The organism is Hyphomicrobium denitrificans ATCC 51888 (assembly GCF_000143145.1).
Taxonomy (GTDB): Bacteria; Pseudomonadota; Alphaproteobacteria; order Rhizobiales; family Hyphomicrobiaceae; genus Hyphomicrobium_B; species Hyphomicrobium_B denitrificans.
The window spans coordinates 222,611-238,649 of sequence record NC_014313.1 but is presented as its reverse complement, the minus strand read 5'-3'; the positions used below and the strand labels follow the sequence as shown (position 1 = coordinate 238,649).

The following is a 16,039-nucleotide window of genomic DNA, read 5'->3' as shown; positions in this document are numbered from 1 at the left end:
AATCGCGCGGATGAATTCGCGGAAGTTAGATACGTGGCAGACCCCTCGGTCGTCAAATCGCCACCGGGTTTGCTCCGGTCCGCCTATTGGCTTGCCGCCACGTCCGTCGGTGCCACGCCGAGTTGCCCCGCAATCCGCGAGATCAAGCGGCTTGTGACCGGCGCCGCGGTGTAACCCGCCGTATGCTGGCCCTTCGTCTCCGCCGTTCCCTTCGGATCGAACAGGATGACGAATGTCACATACTGCGGATCATCCATCGGGAACGCTCCGAGAAACGACGAGATCACGGACTTCGACGAATACCCTCCGCGACCCGGCATGTCGGCCGTACCGGTCTTCCCGCCGACGCGATAACCCGGAACGTCGGCCTCCTTGCCGGTCCCATCCGGCGCGGTCACGTTGAGCCGCATCAGGCGCGCCATATCGCGGGACGTCGTGCGCGTGACGAGCGATTTCTCGGCAGCCTGATCGCCGCCGTAGCGCTTGAGAAAGGTCGGATGAACCGGCTTGCCGTCATTCAGAACCGACGCCGTCGCCGCCGCGAATTGCAACGGTGCAACGGCCAGACCGTGCCCGTAGGATATCGTGATCGTCGACGCTTTCCCCCATTTCGGCGGCAGCTGTGGCGCGGCCACGGGGCCTTCTTCCGTCTTGAGCGGCGACAACATTCCGAATTTGCGCAGGAACGCCTCGAATTTGTCCGGCCCGGCCTGCAGCGCCAGCATGCCCGCGCCGATGTTGGACGAATGCGTGAAAACTTCTGTCACGCTCAAAGGCCGGTTCGCGGGATGGAAGTCGGTCACCGTGAAACGTCCGACCTCCAACGGCTTGCGCACGTCGATGATCGTATCCGGCTTGGCGAGACCTTCATCCAGCGCCATCGCGATCGTCAGCGTCTTGAAGACGGAGCCGAGCTCGTACGTTCCGGCGGTCATCTTGTCGAGATATTTGTCGTCATGCGCCTGTGACGGCCACGCCGGATTGATCCGCGGCGTCGATGCACTGGCGAGCACTTCTCCCGTTTTGACGTTGAGGACAATGCCCGCAGAACCGGCCGCCCGGTATTTCTGTTCCGCATCGTCGAGTTCGTCTTCGAGCGCATGCTGAACACCGATGTCGAGGGAAAGCCGCACAGGCATCCGCGTCGAGAGCGACGCCGCATGAACCGGATCGGTGCCGACGCTGTCGTCGATGTATTTCTCGATGCCAGTCAGTCCGCGATTGTCGACGTTGACCGTACCGAGCACGTGGCCTGCGAGCAGTCCCGCCGGATACGCTCGCTTCAACTCATAGCGGAAGGAAAGCCCGGGAAGTCCGAGATCATGCACGCGCTGCGCGATTTTCGGCGACACGCCCCGGCGCACCCAGACGAAACGGCGCGAGCGGTCCGAAAGCGCCCGCAGAAGCTCTTTCTGATCGATATCCGGCAAAACCGTCGCGAGCTTTTCAACGAGTTCGTCCCGGTCGAGCACGACGCCCGGATCGGCATAGATCGACGGCGCTTCCAAATCCGTCGCCAGAAGCCGGCCATTGCGATCGACGATATCGGGACGGCTGAAGCTCGTCGCGACCGGCTCCGAAACCGCGAGCGTCACGGCCGCCTGATGACCAGCCGCCAGCGTGAGCAGATGAATCGCGACTTCCGCGAACGCGAAAAAGAGAAAGCCATAGACGACCGTTTCCGTCGCGCTGCGCGTGCGCCGCTTACGAACGTCGTCAGGCGCCGGGCGGCCGATCGCCAGAGTGCCGTCAGCGGCCATTGCCACGATCCTGCTCGCCGAGATCGGACACTTCGCGCCCATTGGCGAATTGATCGACACGCGGAGGCGCAAGACCGATCTGCCGCGCCAGTCCGTCGATGCGGTCCGGACGAGCCAGCGTTCCGCGTTCCGCCTTGAGCACCGCGATGTCGTCGCGAGCGCGCTCCGCAGCGCGTTCTTTCGACTGCACTTCCGCTTCGAGACGCCGGGTGTCGTAATTCAGTCCGTAAAGGAGCAGTGCGCTCGTGATGGCGAAGAAAAACGCGGCAATGTTCAGGAGACGCATGGCGGGCTCTCTCCGTTTACTCTGGACTCAACCCTAGATACTAATCCTCGAACGCAGGAAAACCTAACGTTTCGCGATTGAGCGGCCAAGGATCCGAGTCTGTACGAAATGCTGCTCTGAGACGTGCCGACCGAGCACGCGGGTTCACATCCAATTCACCTTTAGAAGGTGTTAACGGCCGCGAGTTAACAATTCGGAAACTTGGAGGCGTGCTTTTTATCGTTTCTGTTGGCAAATGGCGTGAAACGGACTGGGTTTTGCCGCTGCGCTCGGCGATGAATTTTTTAACGATCCGGTCTTCCAGGCTGTGAAACGAGACAACGACAAGACGCCCGCCGGGCCTCAGCACGCGCTCAGCAGCCGATAGCGCCGAAGCCAGTTCGCCAAGCTCGTCGTTGATGAAAATCCGCAACGCCTGAAACGTCCGCGTCGCCGGGTGCCGGCCGTCGACTTTGCGTCCGTGAAAAACGCGAGACACCGTGTCGGCGAGTTCCCGCGTACGTGCATACGGCGTCTCCGCGCGACGCCTGACGATCGCGCGCGCAATCGCCCGCGACTTGTGTTCCTCTCCGAACGCGTAAATGACGTTGGCGATTATCTCTTCCGCTGCCGAATTGACGAAATCGGCGACCGTCTGCCCGTTGCTCGACATGCGCATGTCGAGCGGGCCGTCGTGTTGAAAGGAAAAGCCGCGCTCCGCATCGTCGAGCTGCATCGACGAGACGCCGATGTCGAGCACGACGCCGTCCACCTGCGCCCCGCCGAGCGCGTCCTGAGCGACTTCCTCAAGCCGGCTGAAAGGCGATTCGACGAGCGTCAGCCGCGGAGCGAACTCGGCCAGCAACGGCGCTGCGCCTCGGATGGCATTGGGGTCGCGATCCAGCGCCAGCACTCGGCAGTCGGCAGCTTCAAGAATTGCGCGCGTATATCCGCCTGCGCCGAACGTACCATCGATGTAGGTTTCGCCGGCCTTCGGCGCGAGCGTCTCGAGGACCTCGGAACGAAGCACGGGAATATGGCGCGGAGGCTTTTCAGCCGGCCCCAGCGAGGCTCCCTCTGCCCCGCCACCGCGCGTCATTCCCGTGCTCCCGCGTCACCGTCGTCGTTCGACGTGCGACTACCCGCTGCGAAAAGCTTGCGCGTCACCTGGACTTTGCTGCGCGCTTCGGCCCGGCGTTTTTCGAAACGTCCGGGTTCCCAGATTTGAAACTTGTCACCGAGGCCAACAAACGTGACGGCGGCGCCCAGGCCGGCGTGCGCGCGAAGGCTTTCAGGAAGGACGATGCGGCCGTCGCCATCGATCGTGAGAACCTGGACGTCGCCATAGAGTGCGACAGACAGCTCGTCGCGCTCGTCCGAATAGTCCGGCAGGCCCGCGAGAAGCCCGTCGATTTTCTTTGCAAGTCTTTCGCCGCCTGCATCGAGCGCAGGAGCATCGAGCGAGGGGTAGCAGTAGAGGCCGCCCGCGTATCCATCGCGCTCCAAGACGGCGCGAAACGAGGCCGGAATTGAGACGCGGCCTTTGGCGTCGATCTTGTTTGTGAATGTCGAGACAAAGCGGTCCATCTCCCAGCTAACGAAAACTCGTCCTCCTCACTCGCTACTGGTCGCTACGCTTTGAATTGGCCCTGGCGACTCCCCTTCGGGGAGCCGGCCGCCAGGGCCGGAAAACCTGTCTCTGGTGGCCGGCTTCGCGAAGCGAAGTCGCCAGAGACAATTAGGAAAGAGGCCGTGGCGGTCGCTCAGATTTGGGCCCTCAACCAAACCGGCGCCCTACCACGGTATCCGCCCGGTGCGGACGGGCACATATGGGATCGCATGGGATAACGCGGTCGTCAACGGTTTCTTAAGGATATTTCTGCCCAGACGCGGTTTTGCACCAGTGCTTTGCTCGCATCGAGCCAACAAGCCCGGTTCCGGGAACTGAAGCGCGCGCTTGGTTAGGGCGTTTGACTGGACCCGAGCACGGTCACGGCTTCCTGAGTTGACCGTGGAAGCGGACGGCCCATGTTAAGATGATCAGGCGAGGCGGGCGGGCATGAGAGTACCGACGCCCACGCATGGGCTCGGCACGGCAACCTATGGGGTGTCAACATGAGCAGCCCTAGATCACAGTCAGCAATCCTTCATCCCATCCTCAATCCAGGAACTGAACTTCGCTGGCCCGCATCCGGTCTCTGGCGGGACGGCGAGCCGGAAGTCCGCAAGATCACCGTTGCCGATGTGCGGGATGCGCTCGCCCAAGGCATTGAGGACTTTCGCGAGTTTCCGACACACGCCTTTTTCGCCTGCATCATTTATCCGGTCGTCGGACTCCTGCTGGCGCGGCTGTTCTTCGGCTACGACGTTTTGCCGTTGATCTATCCGATGGCCGCCGGCTTCGCGTTGCTCGGCCCCTTCGTCGCGATAGGCCTGTACGAATTGAGCCGCCGCCGGGAACTCGGTCTCGACAATACGCCCGCCCGAGCGTTCGACGTTCTGAAGAGACCCGGCATCGGCGCAATCCTGCTCCTCGGCTTGGCGCTTACCGGCATTTTTGTCGGATGGCTCTATACCGCCAACCTCATCCACACCCAGCTCTTTGGCGGTGAAGCATCGACACCGCAGCAATTCTGGGATCAGCTCACGACAACCGCGAAAGGCACGCACCTCATCGTCGTCGGCAACGTCGTCGGCTTCGTCTTCGCGCTCGTCGTGTTGGTAACCAGCGTCGTCTCGTTCCCAATGCTCGTGGACCGTGACGTCAGCGCAGGCACGGCGGTCAGAACGTCGATCCGCGCCGCCCTTGAAAATCCCGTGCCTGTGGCGGTGTGGGGATTGATCGTTGTGATCGGACTGGTGCTGGGCGCGATACCGTTCCTGTTGGGCCTCGCCTTCGTGCTGCCAATCCTCGGACACGCGACCTGGCATTTGTATCGGAAGCTTGTCGTGCCCGAGAAAATCGAAGCTAGCGAGCGTGCGCTTCAATGAATGACGCAATCGCCGGAACGAGTTCCGGCGCCAGCGGCTGGTCGAACGCGCCGTAGATCGCAAGATTCGCGGCGCGTTCCTTGGGCGCTTCTCGCAAGACGTGGTTCATCGCTTCAATCGAAACGAGCTTGGAATTCGGCTGCCCCGCCGCCAGACGCTGCGCATCCTCGACCCTGATCTGCAAATCATGCGTGCCTTGCACGATGAGAGCCGGAGCCTTGACGCGCGCAAGCTCTGTGGCGGGATCGAGCTGCAGCCACGACATGAGATAAGGCTGCACGCTGGCGCGATAGAGCGCCGTGAGTTCCAACGGCACGTCCGCAACCGCAACGCCGCGCGCCAAGCTTTGTGAAATTCTTTTCGACTCTGTCTGAAGGTGTTCGGGAACGCCAGCATCTGAAAGCTGCCGTCCAATGAGCGCTGCGGCAGGTTCGCCTGCTCCCGCGACAAGAATGACGCCGGCAACATCCACCCGCTGCGCCGCGAGCGTCGCGATCAAAGCACCCTCGCTGTGGCCGAGAATGAAAATCGGACCGGTGTCTTGACGCGCACGAAGCAACGCCATCCAGCCGATTGCGTCATCGACATACGTTTGAATACGCAGGTCCTCCTCGCGCATCGCGGCGGTTCGGCTTTGGCCGATACCGCGTTTATCGATACGGAGAGAAGCGATGCCACGTTCTGCGAGCCCGCGAGCGAGAAGCTTCAGGCCGTCGTTGCGCAAACCGGGCAAATTCCCATCTCGATCGACCGGACCCGATCCAGCGAGGATCAAAACGGTTGCAGATCGCGCGCCACGATACGGCACAATCAGCGAGCCATGCAGACCATCGCGTGTCACATCTTCGTCCGACCATGACATCGCTGGTCCTGCAAACATTGCGGCGATGAAAAAGGACACGAGTAACGCAGACAGCGATCGCATGCGGTCTTCCGAAACGCGCAAGCAAGCACTGCGCAAGAAATTACCAGCCGGCCTGTAAGCCGGGTTCTGTCTGGAGAAAGCCCAACACCGGCATGCCGGGTGTTGGCCTAAATGCTCCGCGACGGCCATTCATCTGGGACGCCTGTTGCCAGACGCCTCGTGCAATCAACCCGGATGAGTAGCGCGATGACACGCCCCGCGTCTGCGGTTTCCCGCTCCGCGCGCCCATCCCTATTCGATCTTGCTCCCGGTGGGGTTTGCCCTGCCGCCTCTGTTACCAGAAGCGCGGTGCGCTCTTACCGCACCTTTTCACCCTTACCGCGCCGAAGCTGCAAAGCAGCGAAGGCGGGCGGTATGTTCTCTGTGGCACTTTCCCTGGGGTCGCCCCCGGCGGCCGTTAGCCGCCACCGTGTCATCAAGGAGCCCGGACTTTCCTCCACCGGATGTCTTGCTTGCGCGCCTTTAGAGCGCGTTTCGCCACAACGAAGTCCGGCAGCGGCCGCCCGGCCGGCTGGTCCCGCGACATAAGCGACGTGACCGCGCAAACGTCAAGACCCGACCTGCGAAACGGTGAAGGCGCGGTTCGCAATAAACATCAAACGCCGTGATCGCCGGTTGCGATTGGCGCTGCGGCTCCCATATCGCACCAGATCAATCAGTAACGCGGAGTATCGGATGCAGCCCAAAACTGATCGCGTGATCCGCATCCTTCCGCATCCGGCGCGCCTGCGCGTTTGCTGGCGCGGCCACGTCATCGCCGACACCACAGGCGCATTGATACTGCACGAAGGCTCATATCCCGCCGTGCACTATATTCCGCGCGCCGACATCGACATGACGATGTTAAAGAAGACTGCGACCGTAACGAGCTGCCCCTTCAAGGGCGAAGCCGTTTACTTTTCTTTGCATTCGGACGATGCGACCGCCCCGGACGTGGCCTGGAGCTACGAGAAGCCATTCCCGAACGTCGGCCAAATCAGCGGGCACTTGGCATTCGACGCAAAGGTCGTCGAATTCATCGAAAACAACACGCCCTGACGCCAACGCTGATGACCTCAGTTGAAGGCTTGGAACAATATATCGGACTTCGCGTTGCGATCTTGTCGTGCCGCGGGCGACGGATATCGAAGCGGATGAGTTCTCTTGAGCAGCGTGTTCTGTGCATTGTCGGGTGAGCTTCGGCAGAACGCCGCTGCTCACCATTTTTCGCACGTCACGCCTGACCAGGCAGCATTAGAACGCGAAGCGTTGCTACCCAATTGCTCGCGCTCGGCAGCGCAATATTTCACATCTCAAATCTTAGACCTATGATCGTCGCGCGATAGGAGCCGGCCGAGGAGAATGATCATGCATCCCACATTGCTCACCGCTGCGAGCGCCGCGCCTCTCACAAAAACTACTGCCACGACGATCGCCGAAAGATTATTCGCTACGCGGCGTCATTCGATTGCGCTTGCCGCACCGCTCACGTCCGAGGACATGGTCGTGCAAGCGATGGAAGACGCGAGCCCCACCAAATGGCATCTCGCGCACGTCACGTGGTTTTTCGAGAATTTCGTTCTGAAGCCGCATCTCGATGGCTACCAAACGTTCGACGAAAACTTCAATTATTGCTTTAACTCTTATTATGAAGCGCTCGGACCACGCCATCCGCGTCCGAGACGAGGACTGCTGACACGTCCCTCCGCCGAACGCATCTTTGCCTACCGCGCCCACGTCGATGAGGCGCTCGAAATGCTTCTCGCATCTGAACAGGGCCAGAGCGAAGATCTCGCGCGCCTCATTGAAATCGGCATCAATCACGAGCAGCAGCATCAGGAACTGCTCCTGACGGACATTCTCGCTCTGTTTGCCGCGAGCCCGCTCAAGCCCGCCTATCAGGCGTCGCCTTCAAATGTCGACGTATCGCAGCCCGAACCCCTGCGCTGGATTGAATATGAAGGTGGAATTCATCGCATCGGGCATGCGTCGAATGACTATTGCTGGGACAATGAACGGCCCCAGCATGACGCGCTCGTGCATCCGTTTAAGCTCGCAGACCGTCTTGTCACCAACGCCGAGTGGCTCGAATTCATTGCCGACGGCGGCTACGCCACAGCATCGCTTTGGCTCGCAGACGGCTGGACGACGGTCAACCGCGAGGATTGGCAGGCTCCGCTCTATTGGGAAAAAAGCGACGCCGGCTGGTTCCAAATGTCGTTGCACGGACTTCTGCCGGTCGTACCCGCGGAGCCAGTCGCGCACGTGTCCTACTTCGAAGCCGATGCGTTCGCTCGCTGGGCTGGAAAACGCCTGCCGACTGAATTCGAATGGGAAATGGCAGCGCTTGAAGCAAGCGCGCGACACGACCAGCCAGCAAATCATTTCAGGCCTCAACGCGCGAAAGACGCGAATCTCCAAACGCCGCGACAGCTCTTCGGCGACGTGTGGCAATGGACGTCGAGCGCTTATCTGCCCTATCCCGGCTATCGTCCCCCGGCAGGCGCAATCGGGGAATACAACGGCAAATTCATGATCAGCCAGCAGGTCCTTCGCGGGGCATCGTGCGTGACACCAGCGGGCCATTCGCGGCCGACCTATCGCAACTTCTTCTACCCACATCAACGCTGGCAATTCGTCGGTCTCAGGCTGGCATCGGAGGCTCGCTAATGTCTCGCGCTCAAACGCTTCCCAAAGCTCCCGCTCATGTCGACACGCCCGAGAATGAGTTCGCTCGCGCCGTGATCGCGGGCTTGTCGAAAGAGAAAAAAACGCTGCCGTGCCGCTATTTCTATGATGCACGCGGCAGCGAGCTGTTCGAAGATATCACGCGCCTGCCGGAATATTACCCGACGCGGACCGAAACTCAGATCTTGCGCGATCATGCCGCCGACATCGTCGGTGAAATCGGCGACGGCGAATTGCTTGTCGAGTTCGGTTCGGGATCGAGCTTGAAAACCGAAATCCTCCTCGACCGTATCGCATCGTCGATTGCATACGTGCCGATCGACGTCTCGCAAACCGCACTTGCCGACGCAAAACGCAGGCTCACGAAGCGCTATCCAGAACTTGACGTTCGGCCGATCGAAGCCGACTTCTCGCGCGCGATTGCATTGCCTGCCGATCTCGCATCGCGCCGCAAGACCGGCTTCTTTCCCGGCTCGACCATCGGCAATCTCGCGCCATCTGACGCTCAGTCTCTTCTGTCGATTTTCGGCCGCGCGCTTGGCGAAGGCAGCCGCCTCATTATCGGCGTCGACCTGAAAAAAGATCCGCGCGTCCTCATCGAGGCCTATGACGATGCCGAAGGGGTGACAGCGGCATTCAATCTCAACCTGCTTCACCGCATCAATCGCGAACTTGGCGGCGACTTCGATGAGCAAGGGTTTCGGCATCGCGCGCTTTATGATCCGGCCAAGGGCCGTGTCGAAATGCATCTCGTCAGCGCGCGCAATCAGCGCGTCGCAATCTGTGGCCGTTCGTTCCGGTTCAGAGAGAACGAAACCATCCACACCGAGAATTCATATAAGTACACGCTCGATCAGTTTCGTGACGTCGCACGCGCGTCGGGCTGGAACGCGAAGCGCGTCTGGACCGACGCCAACAAACAGTTCAGCGTTCACGAACTCATCTGGCCGAAAACCGGCCGCGACATTGGCTGAACTCAAGCGTCTTCTTCGATCGCCGACTGCGCGATTTCGGTCGCTCCGCCGTTGAAGTGCGCGCCAATGAGATGGCCGACGGCAACGGCGCCGATGCAGAGCGCCACCGATAAGATGATGTTCAGGGCGGCGCGGCCAAGAGCGCCGTCTCTCAACAGATCGAGCGTCTGCAGGCTGAAGGATGAAAACGTCGTATAGCCGCCGCAGATGCCGATCATCACGAACAGCCGGAATTCATCCGACACCGGAAAGCGTCCATGCGCCAAGGTGAGCGTTCCGAAAAGTCCGATAATGAACGATCCGGTGATATTGACGATGATCGTGCCCCAGGGCAGCTGGCTGCTGATCGGCAGCGCGAACAGCGACACCAGATAGCGCATCAGCGTTCCCAGCGCGCCGCCGAACATGACGATCAGGCATGTCGTGAAATTCATATGGCTCTCCTTACCTCATTCCGAACGAATGCGGCCTCGCCAGGAGTCATCAGCCATAGCGGCGGTTATCGGGGAACCCCATCCCCATCGACGGCTACTCATACACGAAAATCTGGGGAAACTAAAAGGTCTCAAGCAGTAAAAAAGGCGGCCACCCGCCGGGCGGATGAGAAACAGCCAAGGCCGAGTCCCGCGGCCGGACCTAACGCGCAACCTTTCCTACCCCTGCCGCCGAGCCATGATCGCCAGCCCATAATGCTCCGCACGCGCTGGATAAACGAACACCGACAGACACGCGCCGTTTGAGATGAAGTTCGCCGATATCGATTTCGCCATAGGCCATATCTATCGCGATGCGATGCCGTGGAGCAAAAATACAACGCTCAAACATTTACGAAAACAATTCCAAAATGTCGCCTTGGAGCCTTTCAGAAATTCGATATAGCCAATAGGCTATCAAATCATAGCCATTAGGCTATATTGCGGTCTCTGGGGGGAGTCCTATGCGTTCGAAAAACGTCTGTGCGTCCGCGTGCATTGCGCTGGCGATGACATCTGCCGGCGGCCTGCATGCGCAGGAAGCTGGTGTCACCAATCAAGGCGCGTCGGAAGTCACACTCCCGCCCGTCGTGGTGGCGGCGCCGAAGCAACGCATCGCGCAGAAGCCCAAAACTAAGCCCAAAGGGACGGATACGACGCAGTCAGGCTCCACAAGCGGCCAAGCCGAAGACGTCGATACTGATGGCGTGGGCACCGACGGAGGCTTGAGCGGCAACGGCCTGCCCGGAACTGCAGGCGTCTTCACGCTCGGTCAGATCGACATGGTCGGCGGCAGCGCCATCACCAATGACGCCATGTGGACCTTCTCGAAGTCCACACTCGATCAAGCGTTAGCACTGGCGCCGGGCGTCGCGGCGTCGAATTCCGGCGGCAGCCGTAATGAGCAGCTGATTTTCGTACGCGGATTTGATCGCTGGCAGGTTCCGCTCTCAATCGATGGCATCACCATCTATCGACCCGCCGACAACCGCATCGACTTTGCCAGCTTTTTGACCGCCGACATCTCGGAAGTTCAAATCGCCAAAGGCTACACGTCCGTATTGAACGGCCCCGGCGGCATGGGCGGCGCAATCAACCTCGTGACCAAGAAGCCGACCAAGGCCGTCGAAGGCGAAGTCCAGGGCGGCATGATGTTCGGGACCGATGGACAATACGAAGGCTACAAGACCTACGCCTCCCTCGGAACGCGTCAGCGCGGATACTACGCCCAGGTCAGCGGCGCGCTGTTGGACACCGACGGCTGGTTCATGTCCAACGACTTCAAGCCGACCCCGGTCGAAAACGGCGGCGAACGCGATCATTCCTACAAGGACAACTGGCAGATCAGCGCCAAGCTCGGCTTAACCCCGAACGCAACGGACGATTACTCCATCAACTTCGTCCGTATGAACAATGCCAAAGGCGCGCCGTACCACGTCACGGACCCTGTCGCCCAGCAGCGCTATTGGGATTGGCCGGATACCACTCAACAGAACTTGTACTGGCTCTCGCACACCAAGCTCGGCTCAGCTTCCTTCGTCGAAACGAAAGCGTATTACACGACGTTCCAGGACAAGCTCGTGAGCTACGATGATCCGGCGCAGACGACCCAAAGTCTGCCGAAAGCGTTCATCAGCAATTATGATGACTGGGCTGGCGGCGGCAGCATCCTGTTTGGAACCGACATCACGCCGTGGGACACGTTCAAGGCGACCTTCCTCTATCGCCGCGATCAGCACGATGAAACCCAGGCGTACAACATCAGAGGCAGATCCTGCGGATCGACAAAGCCCTGCTTTCAGGAACCCACCCAGACCGACTTGGAAGACACCTATTCAATCGCCTTCGAGAACACGATTCACGCGACCAACCGGCTCGATATCGTGACTGGCGCAAGCTACGACTGGCGTAAACTATACACGGCCGAGGAATTCACGACCGACCTCGGCATGTTCGAATACAACAAGAAGAATTCGGACGCTTTCAATTGGCAAGGCGCCATCGTGTACCGATCCGACGACTTCAACACATGGCATGCCAGCGTTTCGGATCGCACGCGCTTCCCGACGATCTTCGAGCGTTTCAGTTCACGCTTCGGCGGCGCGACATCCAACCCGGATCTCGAACCTGAGCGATCCATCAACTACGAAGTGGGCTGGACGGGCGCCTTCGCACGCAACAGCCAGATGTCCGCGGCGATCTTCTACAGCGACGTCAGCAATCTCATTCAGTCGGTGCCGTATATCTGCCAGGATCCTGCTTGCCAGGGACAGGCCGTCAGCCAGAGCCAGAACGTCGGCGACGGAAACTTTTACGGCGTAGAGTATTCGATCGACTACGCAGTGAGCGACAAGCTGCTCGTCGGCGGCAACATCACGTGGCTGCAGCGTGACATTCACAACCCGTCGAACCCGGCCTACGAATTGACGGGGATGCCGAGAGTAAAGGGCATCAGCTACCTGACCTACAAAATCACCGATGCGTGGAGCATCACGCCGAACGTCGAGTTCGCATCGGATCGCTGGACGGTCAATTCAGCCGGCACGCTCTATTATAAAACAGGCGCATTCGCTCTGGCGAACTTCCAGACCGAATACGATCTGACCGACAAGACGAGCCTAATGTTCACGGCACGCAACATCCTCGACGAGAACTATGTCCTGACCGATGGCTATCCTGAGATGGGACGTAGCTTCTACGCCAACATGCGCACGCAATTCTAACCGGATTAGGTTCTTCGCTATGAAACGTTCAATCTCCCGTTTGCACGTATCATTGCGGCTCCTGCCCGTTGCCGTTTTCGCGGCAACGGGTTTTCAAGGCGCCGCCTCGGCAGAAACGTGTGCTGCGTTCAAGTGGCCCGTTGCCGCCGACTTGACCCTGATGGCGGCGCCGGAAGCGGTGACGGTCGCTTCAGGCGGCGCGATCGCGTCCGTTCCGAGCAAGGCAATCCAGCTGCAGCTTGAACCGTCACCTGGCATCAAATTCCCGGCAGCATCCGGCATCAAAAAGCAGGCGATCCCCCAGAACAACTTTTCTGGATGGTTCAAGATCGACGCCATCGCCAAGCCTGGTCTTTACCAGATCACGATACCTGACCACTCTTGGATCGATGTCGTGCAGAACGATGAACTGGTGCAGTCCACGGCTTTTTCCGGCGACCCGGAATGCAAGACGCTGCGAAAGAGCGTGCAGTTTGAACTCGGCTCAGGGCCTGTAATCGTGCAGATCGGCGGCTCTGCGGAAAAGTCGATGAAGCTGACGGTCCGCGAGGCCGATAAGAAATGATGGTTCGGGTCGAAAGACTCGCGATTGCGCGCTGGCTTCGCCGAAGCATCGCTTGTCTTTACTGCTGCGCGGCCATTACGGCCGCGGCAGCTTCCTGCGTTACGCTTCAATCTGCGCAGGCTGAAAATTTAAAGACGCGGGAAAAACTCGGAGAGGCGCTGTTTTCCGACAGAAATCTGTCCTTCAGTCGCAAGCAGAACTGCGTGAGCTGCCACTCTCCCGAGCTGGCGTTCACCGACCCGAGAGTTCTAGGCGAAATCCAAGGCGCCGTGTCACGCGGTGGCGACGGCCGCTCGCTGGGTGACCGCAATTCTCCGACGCTTGTCTACATCCGCACGACGCCGGCGTTTCATATATCGCCGGCACGCGAGGCTGTCGGCGGAATGTTTTGGGACGGACGCGCAAGAACACTCGAGGATCAAGTCCGCGACCCAATTCTCAATCCGGTGGAAATGGCCATGCCGGACGAGGCAAGCATCGTCGCCCGCCTGCGTGAGAATGCAGACTACCGCACCGCCTTCGCCGCGCTCTACGGCGATGATGCGCTGGCCAGCACGCCGAAAGCGATCGCCGCGCTCAAAAGCGCCCTCGCAGCATTTCTCGACACGCCCGAATTCGCGCCGTTCACCTCCAAGTACGACCGTTCATTGCGCGGCGAAACTTCGCTTTCGGAAACCGAAGCACGTGGCCGCGACCTGTTCTTCTCCAACGACGGTGCAGGCTGCAATCGCTGCCACGCAAGCGCAGCCGCCGGTGCCCGCGATGAAGTGTTCACCAACTTCGGCTATTTCAACTTGGGCGTGCCGCGAAACGCCGTCACGCGGCGCCTGAACGACAGCAAACCACAGCGCGTTGATCACGGGCTCATGGAGAATCCCGCGGCCACGCACGGCGAGTTCGATGGAAAGTTCAAGGTTCCGATACTTCGCAACGTCGCCATCACCGGACCCTACATGCACAACGGTATTTTTCAGGACCTGAGAACCGCCGTGCTTTTCCACCTGCGCTCATCTGATACCGCCATCGCCAAGACCAATCCCGAAACAGGTTCCGTTTGGGACGATCCCGAAGTTTCCGCGAACATCGCCGATCTCGGATCTCGCTCGCTCAGCTCCTCAGATGTCGACGCTCTCCTAGCGTTCCTGAAAACGCTCACCGATCGCAAATACGAGAACCTGCTCTCGAACTGATCGAGCAGATGCTTCTGAATAGCGCGCCTCTTTCATCGGCCAGCCGCTAGCGATGGACATGGAGATCGCCACACCAATATTTCTTCGCGACACAATCCAAAAAGAATAATTAAGCGTCATCCTCAAAAACTTGTTCTGCAAAGTGCGCTCACCGCTCCGACGGTTCGCTCCTGACTGCGACGCAATGCGGCCGAAACTCTACAAAAGGCACGCGCATCGCAAATCCAAAACGGAAAGAAAAGGAGGAGACGTTATGACGAATTATTCAAAGCCTCAGCGTCAGGTTCCGCTCATCCTGCTCGCAAGCGCTCTCTGCATTTCTTCTGCATTTGCCCATGGCAAGAAAAATGATGACCTCGGCCCCTTCATCGTGGGTGAACAAGGTGTCCTTTACGAAGGCGGCGTTTATGACGTTCAGCCATCGGCTGGCGCTCCGACCACAATGTCCGGTCAGATGCATGTTTTCTATCAGCTTCCGCTGTCGCCAAACAATCACTCGTGGAATTGGAAACGAACCAGCCGGCTTCCGATCATCATGATCCATGGCAGCCAGCAAACTGGCGCAAACTTTCTCGGGACACCTGATGGTCGTGCCGGCTGGGCATCATACTTTGTCGCTCACGGATGGCCTGTCTACGTTATCGACCAGCCGGGCCGTGGCAAATCCGGCTATTTTCCAAATGCCTACGGACCTCAAGCGGCGAACCCAAGTCCAACGACCGTCAAGCAGCAATTCACTGCACCGGAATTGACGTCGCCATTGGGCTGGCCGCAAGCGATCAAACACACCCAGTGGCCGGGCGGCCCGAAAAGCGGCGTTCCTGGAAACTATGCGTTTGATCAATTCTTCGCATCGCAGGTCGCCAACATGCCGAACGGCGATCAGGCACTTGCCCTGACGACGGCCGCCGTCACCGCACTTATCAAGAAGATCGGCCCTGCGATCATCATGACACATTCAATGTCCGGTCCGGAAAGCTGGTTTATTCCGCAGGCAAATCCCGGCATGGTGAAAGCGATCATCGCAGTTGAACCATCAGGTAACTCCAGTCTCACTGGAGATACGGCACCTGCAACGACCTGCGGTTTGTCGAATGTCTGCCTTGCGTTCAATCCGCCGGTCGCAAGTCCCGCCGATCTTGGATTGACCAAAACACCTCCTCCCGCTGCAGGCGTTCAGGGACAACCGGCCGCAAACTTGAAGAGCTGCTGGCTGCAATCGGGCAAGGTCATTCACCAGCCAACGGGCTTGAAAGGCATCCCGATTCTCATTCAAACGGGCGAAGCTTCATATCACGCTGGATATGATTATTGCACCTCGGCGTTCCTCACCCAGGCAGGCATACCGAACACATATTTGTACCTGCCGACCGCAAAGATTTACGGCAACGGGCATATGCAGATGCTGGAGATGAACAACCTGGACATCGCCGCTCTTGACGAGCAATGGCTAAGCAAGGCTCTCAAGGTTCACGACAACGACATAGCTTGGGGAAGATAGAGTCT

The 16,039-nt window shown here is 59.4% G+C and carries 14 protein-coding genes, 1 other RNA gene and 1 riboswitch; of the genes, 8 read left to right on the top strand and 7 right to left on the bottom strand.

Annotated features, from left to right (window positions below; all coding sequences use genetic code 11):
- Positions 1 to 83 precede the first annotated feature (83 nt).
- Genes HDEN_RS01140 through mraZ form a run of 4 tightly spaced genes read right to left on the bottom strand, consistent with a single transcriptional unit; the run spans position 84 to position 3,612 of the window.
- The gene (locus HDEN_RS01140) at positions 84 to 1,760 is read right to left on the bottom strand and encodes a peptidoglycan D,D-transpeptidase FtsI family protein (RefSeq protein WP_013214281.1); all 1,677 of its coding nucleotides are present in this window, start codon (positions 1,758 to 1,760) and stop codon (positions 84 to 86) included.
- A complete protein-coding gene (gene ftsL / locus HDEN_RS01135) occupies positions 1,750 to 2,046 on the bottom strand; it encodes a cell division protein FtsL (RefSeq protein ID WP_013214280.1) in 297 nt (98 codons plus the stop codon). Before ftsL ends, HDEN_RS01140 begins: the two co-directional genes overlap by 11 nt.
- 40 nt (positions 2,047 to 2,086) lie before the next feature.
- Positions 2,087 to 3,124 carry a 16S rRNA (cytosine(1402)-N(4))-methyltransferase RsmH gene (gene rsmH / locus HDEN_RS01130; RefSeq protein ID WP_013214279.1) on the bottom strand — a complete coding sequence of 346 codons (1,038 nt, stop codon included), beginning with the start codon at positions 3,122 to 3,124 and terminating at the stop codon, positions 2,087 to 2,089.
- Complete coding sequence (gene mraZ / locus HDEN_RS01125) at positions 3,121 to 3,612, bottom strand: division/cell wall cluster transcriptional repressor MraZ (protein ID WP_013214278.1); 492 nt, start codon at positions 3,610 to 3,612, stop codon at positions 3,121 to 3,123. Before mraZ ends, rsmH begins: the two co-directional genes overlap by 4 nt.
- 528 nt (positions 3,613 to 4,140) lie before the next feature.
- Here mraZ and HDEN_RS01120 point away from each other — a divergent pair.
- On the top strand, positions 4,141 to 5,016 hold the full coding sequence (locus HDEN_RS01120) for a DUF2189 domain-containing protein (RefSeq protein ID WP_013214277.1): 876 nt from the start codon (positions 4,141 to 4,143) through the stop codon (positions 5,014 to 5,016).
- On the opposite strand, the gene HDEN_RS01115 is transcribed toward HDEN_RS01120, so the two are convergent.
- Both HDEN_RS01115 and rnpB read right to left on the bottom strand, forming a co-directional pair.
- A complete protein-coding gene (locus tag HDEN_RS01115; protein WP_013214276.1) occupies positions 4,994 to 5,941 on the bottom strand; it encodes an alpha/beta hydrolase in 948 nt (315 codons plus the stop codon). The genes HDEN_RS01120 and HDEN_RS01115 overlap by 23 nt on opposite strands.
- A gap of 39 nt (positions 5,942 to 5,980) precedes the next feature.
- Positions 5,981 to 6,456: RNase P RNA component class A (gene rnpB, locus HDEN_RS17850), an RNA gene on the bottom strand.
- Positions 6,457 to 6,616: 160 nt separating this feature from the next.
- On the opposite strand from rnpB, the gene HDEN_RS01110 reads away from it, so the two are divergent.
- From HDEN_RS01110 to egtD, 3 genes are all read left to right on the top strand, one after another.
- Entirely contained in the window at positions 6,617 to 6,979 is a 363-nt protein-coding gene (locus HDEN_RS01110; RefSeq protein ID WP_013214275.1) for a DUF427 domain-containing protein, read from the top strand.
- A 309-nt stretch (positions 6,980 to 7,288) separates the two neighbouring features.
- Positions 7,289 to 8,590, top strand: coding sequence for an ergothioneine biosynthesis protein EgtB (gene egtB, locus HDEN_RS01105; RefSeq protein WP_013214274.1), 1,302 nt, complete (start codon positions 7,289 to 7,291; stop codon positions 8,588 to 8,590).
- Complete coding sequence (egtD, locus tag HDEN_RS01100; protein WP_013214273.1) at positions 8,590 to 9,582, top strand: L-histidine N(alpha)-methyltransferase; 993 nt, start codon at positions 8,590 to 8,592, stop codon at positions 9,580 to 9,582. Before egtB ends, egtD begins: the two co-directional genes overlap by 1 nt.
- A gap of 2 nt (positions 9,583 to 9,584) precedes the next feature.
- Here egtD and crcB read toward each other — a convergent pair whose 3' ends face one another.
- Complete coding sequence (crcB, locus tag HDEN_RS01095) at positions 9,585 to 10,016, bottom strand: fluoride efflux transporter CrcB (protein WP_013214272.1); 432 nt, start codon at positions 10,014 to 10,016, stop codon at positions 9,585 to 9,587.
- Between the two features lie 33 nt (positions 10,017 to 10,049).
- Positions 10,050 to 10,111: riboswitch (Fluoride riboswitch) on the bottom strand.
- 408 nt (positions 10,112 to 10,519) lie between these two features.
- Between crcB and HDEN_RS01090 the strand changes: the two genes are divergently transcribed.
- The 4 genes from HDEN_RS01090 (at position 10,520) to HDEN_RS01075 (ending at position 16,034) form a co-directional block, all read left to right on the top strand.
- Positions 10,520 to 12,778, top strand: a complete 2,259-nt coding sequence (locus tag HDEN_RS01090) for a TonB-dependent receptor (protein ID WP_013214271.1) — start codon at positions 10,520 to 10,522, stop codon at positions 12,776 to 12,778.
- A 52-nt stretch (positions 12,779 to 12,830) separates the two neighbouring features.
- The gene (locus HDEN_RS01085; protein WP_245256690.1) at positions 12,831 to 13,343 is read left to right on the top strand and encodes a hypothetical protein; all 513 of its coding nucleotides are present in this window, start codon (positions 12,831 to 12,833) and stop codon (positions 13,341 to 13,343) included.
- Positions 13,340 to 14,533 (top strand): cytochrome-c peroxidase, encoded by a 1,194-nt coding sequence (locus HDEN_RS01080; RefSeq protein WP_013214269.1) that lies wholly within the window; start codon positions 13,340 to 13,342, stop codon positions 14,531 to 14,533. The genes HDEN_RS01085 and HDEN_RS01080 overlap by 4 nt, the downstream gene beginning before the upstream one ends.
- A gap of 184 nt (positions 14,534 to 14,717) precedes the next feature.
- Positions 14,718 to 16,034, top strand: coding sequence for an alpha/beta hydrolase (locus HDEN_RS01075; RefSeq protein WP_049775120.1), 1,317 nt, complete (start codon positions 14,718 to 14,720; stop codon positions 16,032 to 16,034).
- Positions 16,035 to 16,039 lie beyond the last annotated feature (5 nt).

Coding starts and splice junctions, on each gene's coding strand:
- HDEN_RS01140 (WP_013214281.1), bottom strand. CDS start 1,760: ATGGCCGCTGACGGCACTCTGGCGATCGGCCGCCCGGCGCCTGACGAC.
- ftsL (WP_013214280.1), bottom strand. CDS start 2,046: ATGCGTCTCCTGAACATTGCCGCGTTTTTCTTCGCCATCACGAGCGCA.
- rsmH (WP_013214279.1), bottom strand. CDS start 3,124: ATGACGCGCGGTGGCGGGGCAGAGGGAGCCTCGCTGGGGCCGGCTGAA.
- mraZ (WP_013214278.1), bottom strand. CDS start 3,612: ATGGACCGCTTTGTCTCGACATTCACAAACAAGATCGACGCCAAAGGC.
- HDEN_RS01120 (WP_013214277.1), top strand. CDS start 4,141: ATGAGCAGCCCTAGATCACAGTCAGCAATCCTTCATCCCATCCTCAAT.
- HDEN_RS01115 (WP_013214276.1), bottom strand. CDS start 5,941: ATGCGATCGCTGTCTGCGTTACTCGTGTCCTTTTTCATCGCCGCAATG.
- HDEN_RS01110 (WP_013214275.1), top strand. CDS start 6,617: ATGCAGCCCAAAACTGATCGCGTGATCCGCATCCTTCCGCATCCGGCG.
- egtB (WP_013214274.1), top strand. CDS start 7,289: ATGCATCCCACATTGCTCACCGCTGCGAGCGCCGCGCCTCTCACAAAA.
- egtD (WP_013214273.1), top strand. CDS start 8,590: ATGTCTCGCGCTCAAACGCTTCCCAAAGCTCCCGCTCATGTCGACACG.
- crcB (WP_013214272.1), bottom strand. CDS start 10,016: ATGAATTTCACGACATGCCTGATCGTCATGTTCGGCGGCGCGCTGGGA.
- HDEN_RS01090 (WP_013214271.1), top strand. CDS start 10,520: ATGCGTTCGAAAAACGTCTGTGCGTCCGCGTGCATTGCGCTGGCGATG.
- HDEN_RS01080 (WP_013214269.1), top strand. CDS start 13,340: ATGATGGTTCGGGTCGAAAGACTCGCGATTGCGCGCTGGCTTCGCCGA.
- HDEN_RS01075 (WP_049775120.1), top strand. CDS start 14,718: ATGCGGCCGAAACTCTACAAAAGGCACGCGCATCGCAAATCCAAAACG.